Here is a 12,420-nt window from a genome sequence, read left to right as displayed (position 1 = left end):
CCCTATGGGGGCATAAGCTGGTCTTATGAGCGAGACGGAGGAACGGGCGGGCGGCGGCACGCTGGCGCACCGGGTGCCGGACCTCGGCGCGCTGGAGCTGCTGCTGGCGGTGGCCCGGCTGGGCAGCCTCGGGGCGGCGGCGCGGGAGGTCGGCATCACCCAGCCGGCGGCCAGCAGCCGGATCCGGTCCATGGAACGGCAGCTGGGCGTGGCCCTGGTCGACCGTTCGCCGCGCGGCTCCCGGCTCACGGACGCGGGGGCGCTGGTGACCGACTGGGCGCGACGGGTGGTGGAGGCGGCGGAGGCCTTCGACGCGGGTGCCCAGGCGCTCCGGGACCGGCGGGACTCGCGGCTGCGGGTCGCGGCGAGCATGACCATCGCCGAGTACCTGCTCCCCGGCTGGCTGCTCGCGCTGCGCGCCCAGCGCCCCGACACGGCGGTGTCCCTGCTCGCCGACAACTCGGCGGCGGTGGCGGAACGGCTGCTCGCGGACGAGGCGGACCTGGGCTTCGTGGAGGGCCTGACGGTTCCGCACGGTCTTGACTCGGCGGTGATAGCCCACGACCGCCTGATCGTGGTCGTGGCCCCTGCCCACCCCTGGGCCCGCCGCCGGCGCCCGCTCGCCGCGGAGGAACTGGCGGCGACCCCGCTGATCCTGCGCGAACGCGGCTCCGGCACCCGGCAGGTCCTTGACGCGGCCCTGGGCGGCCTCGCCCGCCCGCTGATCGAACTGTCGTCGACCACGGCGGTGAAGGCGTCGGCGGTCGGCGGCGCGGGCCCCGCGGTCCTCAGCGAACTGGCGGTGGGGGAGGAGCTGGCGATACGACGCCTGGTCAGCGTCCCGCTGGAGGGCGTCACCCTCCGCCGCGACCTGCGGGCGGTCTGGCCGACCGGCCACCGCCCGACCGGCCCGGCCCGCGAACTGCTGTCCCTGACCCGGGGGTGACCCTCCCAGGGGCTCCGCCCCCCTGGACCCCCATCCTTTGCCCACCCACACCCGACTCGGTTGTTTGAAGGGGCGCCCCACCATCCGGCCCGCTCGGGGTCTGCGGGTGGCGGATCCAGCCCGTCCGGCGTTTGAGGACGAGGCCGTTCAGGCCGAAGCGGGGGCCCGAAGCAGGGGTCCGGGGGCGGCAGCCCCCGGAGCGGGCGGTCGAAGGGGGCCCACCCCCTGGAAGGACGGGACGGGTAGGGGCGGCGGGGGCGGAGAAGCCGGCTCAGTGTGCCGACGCGGCGTCGATCAGTGCGCGCATCACCCGCAGGTCCTCGGCCATCTCCGGGTGCCACTGGACCCCGAGGACCCAGCCGCGCCCGGCGGGCAGTTCGATCGCCTCGGCCGTGCCGTCCGTCGCGTACGCCGACACCACCAGCCCCGTTCCGAGGCGGTCCACCGCCTGGTGGTGGAAGGTCGGGACCGACGTCTCCTCCGGGACCGTCGCGGCGTACCGGGTGCCGGGCACCGGCTTGACCGGGTGGCGGCCGAAGACGCCCGGGACCTCCGCGTGGCCGTCGATGTGCTGGACGAGGGTGCCGCCGAGCGCGACGTTCAGGAGCTGCATGCCCCGGCAGATCCCGAGCAGCGGTATGCCCGCGGTCAGTGCAGCGTCGACGAGGGCCAGTTCCCAGGCGTCCCGGGCGCGGGCGGGACGGCCGGTGCGGGGATCGGGCTCGGCGCCGTAACGGACCGGCTCCACGTCCGGGCCGCCCGCGATCACCAGCCCGTCCAGTCGTGCCACCGTCGCGGCCGCGTGCTCCGGGGCGTCCGGCGGCAGCATGGCCGCCAGGCCGCCGGCCCGCTGCACCAGCCGCGGGTAGCCGGCCGGCAGCAGGGCCGCCTCCAGCTCCCAGACGCCCCAGCGCGCCCCGGCCTCCAGGTACGTGCTCACGCCGATCAGCGGCCGTCCGGTCATGGACCCCTCCCGAGTCATAAAGGTGCGCGTGCCCACCTTTATGCCATGCGCGCGGGCCGCTACGCCAGAAAGCCCCGCAACAGCGCAGCCGTCCCCGCGCAGTGCTCCCGCATCATCTCCCGGGCGCCGTCCGCGTCCCCGTCCAGCACCGCCTCCACCAGCGCGATGTGCTGGCGCTGCGAGTGCTCCAGGTTGCGGACCAGCAGCGGGATGCAGTCGAGGAGGTCGTTGACCGTCGCCCGAACCGCCGCGTACTGGGCGGTCAGGGAGGGCGAGCCGCACAGTTCGGCGATCGTGAGGTGGAGCAGGGTGTCCAGGCGGCGGTAGTCCGCCAGCGGCGCCTCGTGGGTGCGGGCCAGCGCCTCGCGGAGGCGGAGCGCCTGCTCGCCGGTCAGGCCGTGCGCCGCGCACAGGCCCGCCGCGCCGACCTCCAGGACCTCCCGGAAGCGCAGCACGTCCTCGATGTCGACCTCGGCGATCCGGCGCCGCAGCTCGTCCTCGCCGCCCGCGTCCGTGCGCGGCAGCACGAACGTCCCGCCGTACCGCCCGCGCCGGGACTCCACAAGACCCTGGTCCTGGAGCACCTTCAGGACCTCGCGCAGCGTCACCCGGCTGATCCCGAGCCGCTCGGCCAGCACCCGCTCGGCGGGCAGCCGCTCGCCGCCCGGCACCAGGCCCAGCCGGACGACCTGAAGGATCTGCTCCAGCGCCTCCTCGAAGCCGTTGCCCGCCCGCACCGGTCGCAGCACCGGAGTCAACGGGTCGTCGAGGGCGCCGTCCGCGTCCAGCGACATATGGCCGTACCCCCTTCCCAAGCAATGGTTCTGTTCAATACCTTAGAGCTCCCCGTCCGGCCGCAGTAGCGCATCGCCAGCCGAAGGAGCTCCCGTGGCAGACCGCACACCCCCGCTGAGCGTCGAGGAGCTGCACACCCTCGTCGCCGGCGGTGAGATCGACACTGTCGTCCTGGCCTTCCCCGACATGCAAGGGCGGCTGCAGGGCAAGCGGTTCGCCGCCCGGTTCTTCCTCGACGAGGTCCTGCGCCACGGCACCGAGGGCTGCAACTACCTGCTCGCCGTCGACACCGAGATGAACACCGTCGACGGCTACGCCATGTCCTCCTGGGACCGCGGCTACGGCGACTTCGCCATGCACCCCGACCTCTCTACCCTCCGCCGCGTGCCCTGGAACGCGGGCACCGCCATGCTCATCGCCGACCTCGCCTGGAACGACGGCTCCCCGGTCGTCGCCGCGCCCCGGCAGATCCTCCGCCGCCAGCTGGAGCGCCTCGCCGAACTCGGCTACACCGCACAGGTCGGTACGGAGCTGGAGTTCATCGTGTTCAAGGACACCTACGAGGCGGCCTGGGACGCGAACTACCGGGGGCTGACCCCGGTCAACCAGTACAACATCGACTACTCGGTGCTGGGGACCGGCCGGATCGAGCCGCTACTGCGCCGGATCCGCAACGAGATGGCGGGCGCCGGGCTGACCGTCGAGTCCGCCAAGGGCGAGTGCAACCCCGGCCAGCACGAGATCGCCTTCCGCTACGACGAGGCCCTCGTCACCTGCGACCAGCACGCCATCTACAAGACCGGTGCCAAGGAGATCGCCGCCCAGGAGGGCGTCTCCCTCACCTTCATGGCCAAGTACAACGAGCGCGAGGGCAACTCCTGCCACATCCACCTGTCGCTGACGGACGCGGACGGCCACAACGTCTTCGCCGCCCCCGACGGGCACGGCATGTCCGACGTCATGCGGCACTTCCTCGCGGGGCAGTTGGCGGCCCTCCGCGACTTCTCGCTGCTCTACGCGCCCAACATCAACAGCTACAAGCGGTTCCAGCCGGGCTCCTTCGCCCCCACCGCCGTCGCCTGGGGCCAGGACAACCGCACCTGCGCGCTGCGCGTCGTCGGCCACGGCCGTTCGCTGCGCTTCGAGAACCGGCTGCCCGGCGGCGACGTCAACCCGCACCTCGCCGTCGCCGGCCTGGTCGCCGCCGGGCTGTACGGCATCGAGCAGCAGCTGGAACTGCCCGAGGCCTGCGCCGGCAACGCCTACACCGCCGACTTCGCGCACGTCCCGACCACCCTCCGCGAGGCCGCCGAGCTCTGGGAGAACAGCCCCGTCGCCAAGGCCGCCTTCGGCGACGAGGTCGTCGCGCACTACCGCAACATGGCCCGCGTCGAACTGGAGGCCTTCGACGCCGCGGTGACCGACTGGGAGCTGCGCCGCTCCTTCGAACGCATGTGAGGCACGCCTTGTCGCAACAGCACGAGTACGAACTCGACGTCCTCGACCCGGCCACGGAAGAGGTGATCGCGACCGTCCCGGGGGCCGTGGCGGCGGACGTCGACACCGCCGTCCGGCGGGCCGCGCTCGCCCAGGAGCGGTGGGCCGCACTCGCGCCCGGCGAACGGGCCCGGCTGCTGCGCCGGTTCGCCGTCGTCGTCGACGAACACCGCGAGGAACTCGCACAGCTGGAGGTGCGTGAGGCCGGGCACACCGTCGGCAACGCCCGCTGGGAGGCCGGCAACGTCCGCGACCTGCTCGACTACGCGGCCGGGGGAGTGGAGCGGCTCACCGGCCGTCAGATCCCGGTACCCGGCGGCCTGGACGTCACCCTCCTCGAACCCCTCGGGGTGGTCGGGATCATCGCCCCCTGGAACTTCCCCATGCCCATCGCGGCCTGGGGCACCGCCCCGGCCCTCGCCGCCGGCAACGCCGTCGTCCTCAAGCCCGCCGAGACCACCCCGCTCACCGCCCTGCGCCTCGCCGAACTCGCCCTGACGGCAGGCCTGCCCGAGCACCTCTTCCAGGTGCTCCCCGGCCGCGGCGGCATCGCGGGCGAGGCGCTCGTGAAACACCCCGGCGTCGCCAAGATCGTGTTCACCGGCTCCACCTGCGTCGGCAAGCGCATCATGGCGCTCTGCGCCGACCAGGTGAAGCGCGTCACCCTCGAACTCGGCGGCAAGAGCCCCAACCTCGTCTTCGCCGACGCCGACATCGAGGCCGCGGCAGCCGCCGCCCCCATGTCCTTCCTGGACAACTCCGGCCAGGACTGCTGCGCCCGCACCCGCATCCTCGTCCAACGCCCCGTCTACGACCGCTTCCTGGAGCTGCTCGCCCCCGCCATCGAGTCCGTCACCGTCGGCGACCCGGCCGACGAGACGACCGACATGGGCCCGCTGATCTCCAGAGCCCAGCTGGAACGGGTCCGTTCGTACGTCGACGCCGACGCGCCCGGCATCCGCGGCAAGGCCCCCGAGGGCCCCGGCTTCTGGTTCCCGCCCACCGTCCTCACCGACGTCGAGCCGCACGCGCGCGTGGCCGCGGAGGAGGTCTTCGGACCCGTCGCCGTGGTCCTCCCCTTCGAGGACGAGGCCGACGCCGTCCGCCTCGCGAACGACACCGAGTACGGCCTCTCCGGCTCGATCTGGACCCGGGACGTGGGCCGCGCCCTGCGCGTCTCCCAGGCCGTCAAGGCCGGCAACCTGTCCGTCAACTCCCACTCCAGCGTCCGCTACTGGACCCCCTTCGGCGGCTTCAAGCAGTCGGGGATCGGCCGCGAACTCGGCCCGGACGCGCTCACCGCCTTCACCGAAACCAAGAACGTCTTCATCAGCACGGAAGGCCCCGCACAGTGACCGCTGAGACCCCTGAGTCCTCCGACATCGTCTGCCGCCGGCTCGTCGGCCGTACCGCCGTCATCACCGGAGCCGGCAGCGGCATCGGCCTCGCCACCGCCCGGCGGCTGGCCTCCGAGGGCGCCCACGTCGTCTGCGGCGACGTCGACGAGGCCCGCGGCAAGGCCGCCGCCGAGGAGGTCGGCGGGATCTTCGTCAAGGTCGACGTCACCGACGCCGAACAGGTCGAGGCGCTCTTCAAGACCGCCTTCGACACCTACGGCAGCGTCGACATCGCCTTCAACAACGCCGGTATCTCGCCGCCCGACGACGACTCCATCCTGGAGACCGGCCTGGAGGCCTGGAAGCGCGTCCAGGAGGTCAACCTCACCTCCGTCTACCTGTGCTGCAAGGCCGCCATCCCCTACATGCGGCAGCAGGGCAAGGGCTCCATCATCAACACGGCGTCCTTCGTGGCCCGGATGGGCGCGGCCACCTCGCAGATCTCCTACACCGCCTCCAAGGGCGGAGTCCTGGCCATGTCCCGTGAACTGGGCGTGCAGTTCGCCCGGGAGGGCATCCGCGTCAACGCCCTCTGCCCCGGACCGGTCAACACCCCGCTCCTGCAGGAGCTGTTCGCCAAGGACCCCGAGCGGGCCGCCCGCCGCCTGGTGCACATCCCGCTCGGCCGGTTCGCCGAGGCCGAGGAGATCGCCGCCGCCGTCGCCTTCCTGGCCAGCGACGACTCCTCGTTCGTCAACGCCAGCGACTTCCTGGTCGACGGCGGGATCTCCGGGGCGTACGTCACGCCCCTCTAGGAGTCCGTGTACGGACCCCGGCCCCCGCCTTACAGTGCGGGAGTGAGCATGACGCCGCCGCCCGGCTGGTACGCCGACCCCGAGGCCCCGCACCTGGAGTGCTGGTGGGACGGACGGGCCTGGACCGAGCACCGGCGCACCCCGGCCGGGTTCCCCGCGCCGCCGGCCCCGGCGGCCCGGGCGCCCGGCCGGGCCAGGGCGGTCGCGCTGATATCCGCCGCCGCCGTGCTGGCCACGGCGGTGGTCTCCGGCGCGACCGTGCTCCGCACCGACGAGGCGAACGGCCGCGCCGACACGACGGTCCGTGCCGCCCCCAGCGCGGCGGCACCCCCGTCCCTCGTCGTCGACCAGCTCAACGGCATCACCCTGCCGGTGCCGGCCGGCTGGACCGGCTCCTCGTACCTTGCCCAGGACGACGTCGTGATGACCACCGACGGCACCTACGCCTGCCCCGCCGACACCGGCCGGTGCCGCCACGGCCAGGTCATCAGCCGTACCGCCGGCAGCGCCGACGGCGCCTCCCCGCGCACCGTCGCCGAACGCGACGTACCCGACGCGGCCGAGGCGGCCTACGGCCGGGAACCCGGCGGCCGGCGGCCGTACGGGGGCATCCGGTCCCACCAGGTGGTCAAGGCGGGGCGGGTCGCGGTGGCGGGCCGCGACGGCTACCTGGTGCGCTGGCGGGTCCGCACGGCCGACGGACCGGGCGGCTACGTCCAGTCCCTGGCCTTCCCGTCCGACAGCGGCATCCCGGCCCCGGCCGTCGTCCGGTTCGTCTTCGACGCGGGCCCGGACGGACCGCCGCTGTCCGACATGGACGCGATCACGAAGGGCATCCGCCCGGCGGACCGGCCCTAGCCGCCCGGCCCACCGGCCCTGGACGTCTACAGGAACGTCTGGCCCTCGCCCCGGTACGTCGGCACGGTCGCCGTCACCCGGTCGCCCTCGACCAGCTGCAGCTCGGCGAACCGCTCGCACAGCTCGCCCGCCTTGGCGTGCCGGAACCACACCTTGTCGCCGATCAGGAGGTCGTCCGCGGCGGAGCCGAGCAGCGGGGTCTGCACCTCGCCGGGACCCTCCTGCGGGTCGTACGAGAGCCCCTCCGGGAGGTACGGCACCGGGAGCCGGTCCGGGCCCGCGGCGCCGGAGGCCGGGTAGCCGCCGCCGAGGACGGTCACGACCCCGACACCGGGCCGCCGGACCACCGGCATGGCGAACAGCGCGGCCGGACGGCCGGTGAACGACGTGTAGTTGTCGAAGAGCCGCGGCACGTACAGCCCCGACCCCGCCGCTATCTCGGTGACCGCGTCCTCCGCCGCCGTGGTCTGCACGCTGCCCGTGCCGCCGCCGTTGACGAACTCCAGGTCCGGCGCCACCGCCCGGACCGCCCGCACCACCGCGGCGCGCCGCTCGGCCAGCTCACGGCGGGCGGTGGCCTGCATCAGCCGCACCGCGCGGGAGCGCAGCGGCCGGCCGGCGACATCGTCCCCGACCCCGGCGATGTGCCCCTCGTACCCCATGATCCCGACCAGCTTGAAGCCCGGCCGCCGGGCCACGGTCCGCGCCAGGTCGGCGAGCTGGGCGGGGGAGTACAGCGGCGAGCGCCGGGCCCCGACCCGCACCCGGCCCCCGAACAGCTTCAGCGAGGTGTCCAACTCCAGGCAGACCCGGACCACTTCGCTGCCGCCGTCACGCGCGGCGTCGATCAGGTCGAGGTGCGCCGGGTCGTCGACCATCACGGTCACGGCGGCGGCCAGCTTCGGGTCGGCGGCCAGCTCGGCGAACGCGCTCCGGTCGGCGGACGGATACGCCAGCAGGATGTCCTCGAACCCCGACCGCGCGAGCCACAGCGACTCCGCGAGTGTGAACGACATGATCCCCGCGAAGCCCTCCTTCGCGAGCACCCGCTCCAGCAGGTGGCGGCAGCGCACGGACTTGCTCGCGACCCGGATCGGCTTGCCGCCGGCCCGGCGCACGAGGTCGTCCGCGTTGGCGTCGAAGGCATCGAGGTCCACGATCGCGAGAGGGGCGTCGAGATGGGCGGTGGCCCGGTCGTAACGGGCCCGGTCGGCGGCGCGCGCAGTCATGAACGAAGCCTGCCAGACAGGATTACCGCAGGGTAGGGGGACGATCCGGGCAGATGCCGCGGGCCCGTGGACTGGTTGCCGTTCGCGCTCGCACAACCCGTAGAGTGACGCGCACGTACGGCGGAACGGCCCGGCCGCCTGACCCGCGCCGGGATGCGGATCCGCGCGTGCGGGTATGCCTGCCCGGGGGCGGACGCCTTCGCGCCGGGGAGCACGACGGCCCGCACGAGGAGTTGGCCCGGGCACGAGGAAACGGGGGGCGCATGAGCGGTGAAGCGCGGCACGCCCCGATCCCGCGACGCCCCTCGCCCGACCACACCCCGACGGAGCCCACCGGGGAGCCTGCGCCAACGGCCGACGGAGCCCTGCCGGGCAACGGCGGGACCGGGCGGACCGAGGTCCCGCACACGACCCACGCGGCCCACGCGTCCGGCCGGTCGGACCGGCCGGGAACCGGCGGGACCGGACCGGGCGATGCCCCGGGCACGGCCGACGCGCCCCCGCGTGCGGACCGGCCCGGGTTCTTCGACCGGCCGAGCCGGGTGAACCGGTCGCGGCGGCCCGACGTATTCACTGGTGGGGCCGGGACCACCGGGCAGGACCAGCTGCCGGGACGGCCCGGCGGGCAGCAGAGTCGTGATGACCGGACGAGTCGGGGCGGTGCGGTGGGGCAGGTCGAACAGGGTGCGGGGGACCGGGCTGTCGGCCGCTCGACGTCCGCCGAACGCATCGTTCGGCCCCGCCACCCCGGCTTCCGGCCGCCACAGGACCAGCCGTCCCAGAACCCCGCCGGCACCTCCCCGCCTCCGCCACCGGCCTCGGCCCGCTTCCCGGACGCCCCTCCCGCTCCCTCCGGCCGGGAGCCGGGCCGGGCGATGCCCTCGGCGCCGTCGGCGTTCTTCGGCGCGGATCCCGGCCGAGGGGGGCCGTCGGCGTCCCCGGACCGGGAGCCCGGCCGTACCGTGCCGCCCGCGTCCCCGAGGCGGGAGCCCGGGCGGGGCGCGCCCTTCCGGCTGTCCTACGGCTCGGGCCCGGCGCCGCGGCGCGCGGATTCCGGGCCGGGACCGGCCGCTTCGCCGCGCCCCCTCCGTACGGCGGCGGAACCGGAGCCGTCGTCGGACGAGCGGCGTGGCGCCGCAGGGCCGTCGGCCGCACGCCCCGGCACGCCGTCCGCACCGGCGGGCGACACGAACGGGAGCACGTCCGGTGCGACCGGGCCGGGCCGGTACGAACCGCCGCGCGGCGACTACCCCGCCACGGCCATCGGCACGCAGGACTCGGGCAGCGCGTGGAGCCCGCACATGCGGACGTTCCCCGTCCCGACCGCCCCGCCGCGCCCCACGACACCCCCGAAGGCCACCCCGCCGCCGCCCCGGCCGCCCCGGCCTCCGTCCGCCGACACCCCGCCGCGCCCGGCGGACGCTCCGACGGCCGGCACACCGCCGCGCCCGGCGCAGGCCCCGACGGCAGGCACACCCTCGCGCCCGGCCGGCCCGCCGCCGACCGGTGCACCCGCGCGTCCGGCCGGCCCTGCGGCCGTCAGCGGGCCCGCGCGTCAGGCGAGCGCCCCGGCGCCCGCCGCTCCGCCGCGTCCCACGGTGCCTCCCGCCGCCGGTGCCCCGGGCGGCGAGGTGCCGCCTCGGCCGGATGGCCCGGCGGCCTCCGGTCCGCCGCGTCCGGCGGGGCTCCCGGACAGCGCTGCCCGGACACGTCCCGCGGCTCCCTCGGCGACCACTACGGCGTTCCCGGCCGTCGACACCCCGCCCCGCTCGGCGGCGACGGCGCCACCGCGGCCGTCGGCAGCTCCGGCCGGCGCCCCGGCTCCGGCCCGTCCGGACTCCGCCACCGTGCCGCACCCCGCCACCGTGCCGCATCCCGTTCCCGCTCCGCCCGCCTACCGCGACACCGCCCCGCCGCCCCACTCCTTCACCCCCGCCCCGGACCCCTCGATGTCCTGGAGCGCCTCCGCGGGAACTCCCGGCCGGGAGCGGCCCGTTGTCAGCTTCGGTGAGCCCGAGGGATACGACGAGCGTGGGCGGGGGCTGTCGTTGGCCGGTCGCGTGGCGCCCCGTACCGCCCTCGCCGCCGCCTGCATGGTCCTCGGCCTCGGCCTCATCGGCGGCGCGGTCACCGGCGGCTGGATCATCGACGACGGCGGTGACGCGGGCGCGGCGACCAGCTTCAGCTCCGCCGCCGGCCTCTGGCACAACGTGCCCGTCGACGAACTGTTCCCGCGCACCGTGCAGGGCACCGGCGCCGGCCCCGGCGGAGCCGACCGCACCTGGACCCGGATCGCCGTCGCCCCGGCCGGCGGCTGCTCCGACGCCTTCGACCCGCTGCTGCGCAAGGCCCTCGCCCCCGTCGGCTGCCAGCGTCTGATCCGCGCCACCTACACCGACGCCACCCAGAGCTATGTGACGACCGTCGGCCTGCTGTTCACCAAGGCGGACCCGGTCGGCATGACCGCACTCGCCAAACGGTTCACGGACGAGCGCCTGGACCGCCGGACCGACCTGCTGCCCAGCCCGTACGCCGCGAAGGGCACCGCCGCCGAGCGGTTCGGCCCGCACCAGCGCGCCTCCTGGACGATCTCCGTGCTCACCGACGCCCCGGTCGTCGCCTACGCCGTCTCCGGCTGGGCCGACGGCCGTACCGTCGACACCCCGCAGCCCGCCGCCGACGCCGAGGCGTCCGGTGCGACCACGGCCGCGGCCCAGGCCGGCCTCGGCAACGAGGCGGAGGGCCTGGCCGACCGCATCGAACGGCGACTGCGCCAGAACATCGCAGGACCGGCAACGGAGAAGCCCTCATGAAGCGCCGCGCAACCGGGGCCGCGGTGAGCCTGCTGCTGGCCGGCTCGCTCGCCCTGCTGCCGTCCACGACCGCGTACGCGGACAGCATCCGCGCCCAGCAGTGGGGCCTGTCCGCCCTGCACCTCGACGAGGCCTGGCAGACCACCAAGGGCAGGGGCATCACCGTCGCCGTCCTGGACACCGGCGTCGAGGCCGACCACCCGGACCTCGCCGGCAACGTCCTGGCCGCCAAGGACATGATCGGCTTCGGCGCCGGTCCCGGCGACCGCGACTGGGCCCGGCACGGCACCGCCATGGCCGGCATCATCGCCGGTCACGGCCACGGGGTCGGCAACGGCGACGGCGTGATGGGGGTCGCGCCCGAGGCGAGGATCCTGCCCGTCCGGGTCATCCTCGAAGACGGCGACAGCGCCCGCGCCAAGGCCCGCTCCACCCGGGGCAACGCCCTCGCCGAGGGCATCCGCTGGGCCGCCGACCACGGCGCCGACGTCATCAACCTCTCCCTCGGCGACGACTCCGACTCGGCGCACCCCGAGCCCAGCGAGGACGAGGCCATCCAGTACGCCCTGAAGAAGGACGTCGTGGTCGTCGCCTCGGCCGGCAACGGCGGCGACAAGGGCGACCACATCTCCTACCCGGCCGCCTACCCCGGTGTCATCGCGGCCACCGCGGTGGACAAGTTCGGCACCCGCGCCGGCTTCTCCACCCGCCGCTGGTACGCCACGGTCAGCGCGCCCGGCGTCGACATCGTCATCGCCGACCCGGACCACAAGTACTACGAGGGCTGGGGGACGAGCGCCGCCTCCGCCTTCGTCTCCGGAGCCGTGGCCCTGATCAAGGCCGCCCACCCCGGGCTCACCCCGGCCCAGATCAAGAAACTCCTGGAGGACACCGCCCGCGACGCCCCGGCCGGCGGCCGTGACGACTCCCGGGGCTTCGGCATGATCGACCCGGCGGCCGCCATCAAGTCCGCGGCCAGGCTGAAGACGCAGGACCTGACGTCGGCGTCGTACAGCAAGAAGTACTTCGGCTCCGGCCCGGACCCGGAGGAGAAGACGACCAGCGCGACGGACTGGGCAGCACCCCTGGCAGGCGGCTCGGGCGGAGTGCTGCTGGCGGCGTCGGTGGTGCTGTGGAGAAGCCGCCGCAGATCCCTCTGAAGAGCC

Annotated in this window: 10 protein-coding genes; 7 read left to right on the top strand and 3 right to left on the bottom strand. The window is 74.9% G+C overall.

Features of this window, described 5'->3' with window-relative positions; genetic code table 11:
• Window positions 1–25: 25 nt before the first annotated feature.
• Window positions 26–946, top strand: coding sequence for a LysR substrate-binding domain-containing protein (locus ACFZB3_RS42320; RefSeq protein ID WP_391387058.1), 921 nt, complete (start codon window positions 26–28; stop codon window positions 944–946).
• Between the two features lie 271 nt (window positions 947–1,217).
• On the opposite strand, the gene ACFZB3_RS42315 is transcribed toward ACFZB3_RS42320, so the two are convergent.
• A complete protein-coding gene (locus ACFZB3_RS42315; protein WP_391387054.1) occupies window positions 1,218–1,910 on the bottom strand; it encodes a gamma-glutamyl-gamma-aminobutyrate hydrolase family protein in 693 nt (230 codons plus the stop codon).
• A gap of 59 nt (window positions 1,911–1,969) precedes the next feature.
• Window positions 1,970–2,704, bottom strand: coding sequence for a FadR/GntR family transcriptional regulator (locus tag ACFZB3_RS42310; RefSeq protein ID WP_388920122.1), 735 nt, complete (start codon window positions 2,702–2,704; stop codon window positions 1,970–1,972).
• A gap of 94 nt (window positions 2,705–2,798) precedes the next feature.
• Here ACFZB3_RS42310 and ACFZB3_RS42305 point away from each other — a divergent pair, with 94 nt between their 5' ends.
• From ACFZB3_RS42305 to ACFZB3_RS42290, 4 genes are read left to right on the top strand one after another with little or no spacing between them, the layout of a single operon-like run.
• Window positions 2,799–4,163: a glutamine synthetase family protein gene (locus ACFZB3_RS42305; RefSeq protein ID WP_391387051.1), complete on the top strand. Its 1,365-nt coding sequence runs from the start codon at window positions 2,799–2,801 to the stop codon at window positions 4,161–4,163.
• Between the two features lie 8 nt (window positions 4,164–4,171).
• On the top strand, window positions 4,172–5,557 hold the full coding sequence (locus ACFZB3_RS42300; RefSeq protein WP_391387048.1) for an aldehyde dehydrogenase family protein: 1,386 nt from the start codon (window positions 4,172–4,174) through the stop codon (window positions 5,555–5,557).
• Window positions 5,554–6,354 carry a 3-oxoacyl-ACP reductase gene (locus ACFZB3_RS42295; RefSeq protein ID WP_391387045.1) on the top strand — a complete coding sequence of 267 codons (801 nt, stop codon included), beginning with the start codon at window positions 5,554–5,556 and terminating at the stop codon, window positions 6,352–6,354. The genes ACFZB3_RS42300 and ACFZB3_RS42295 overlap by 4 nt, the downstream gene beginning before the upstream one ends.
• Window positions 6,355–6,402: 48 nt before the next feature.
• Window positions 6,403–7,212 (top strand): DUF2510 domain-containing protein, encoded by an 810-nt coding sequence (locus ACFZB3_RS42290; RefSeq protein ID WP_391387307.1) that lies wholly within the window; start codon window positions 6,403–6,405, stop codon window positions 7,210–7,212.
• A gap of 26 nt (window positions 7,213–7,238) precedes the next feature.
• On the opposite strand, the gene ACFZB3_RS42285 is transcribed toward ACFZB3_RS42290, so the two are convergent.
• Window positions 7,239–8,441 (bottom strand): alanine racemase, encoded by a 1,203-nt coding sequence (locus ACFZB3_RS42285; protein ID WP_391387042.1) that lies wholly within the window; start codon window positions 8,439–8,441, stop codon window positions 7,239–7,241.
• A 1,865-nt stretch (window positions 8,442–10,306) separates the two neighbouring features.
• Between ACFZB3_RS42285 and ACFZB3_RS42280 the strand changes: the two genes are divergently transcribed.
• Complete coding sequence (locus tag ACFZB3_RS42280; protein WP_391387038.1) at window positions 10,307–11,254, top strand: hypothetical protein; 948 nt, start codon at window positions 10,307–10,309, stop codon at window positions 11,252–11,254.
• Window positions 11,251–12,414 carry a type VII secretion-associated serine protease mycosin gene (mycP, locus tag ACFZB3_RS42275; RefSeq protein ID WP_391387035.1) on the top strand — a complete coding sequence of 388 codons (1,164 nt, stop codon included), beginning with the start codon at window positions 11,251–11,253 and terminating at the stop codon, window positions 12,412–12,414. Before ACFZB3_RS42280 ends, mycP begins: the two co-directional genes overlap by 4 nt.
• Window positions 12,415–12,420: the final 6 nt, after the last annotated feature.

Source organism: Streptomyces sp. NPDC008092, from assembly GCF_042957285.1.
Taxonomy (GTDB): Bacteria; Actinomycetota; Actinomycetes; order Streptomycetales; family Streptomycetaceae; genus Streptomyces.
Note: the sequence above shows the minus strand (reverse complement) of the source record. Positions and strands in the feature narration are given on the sequence as shown.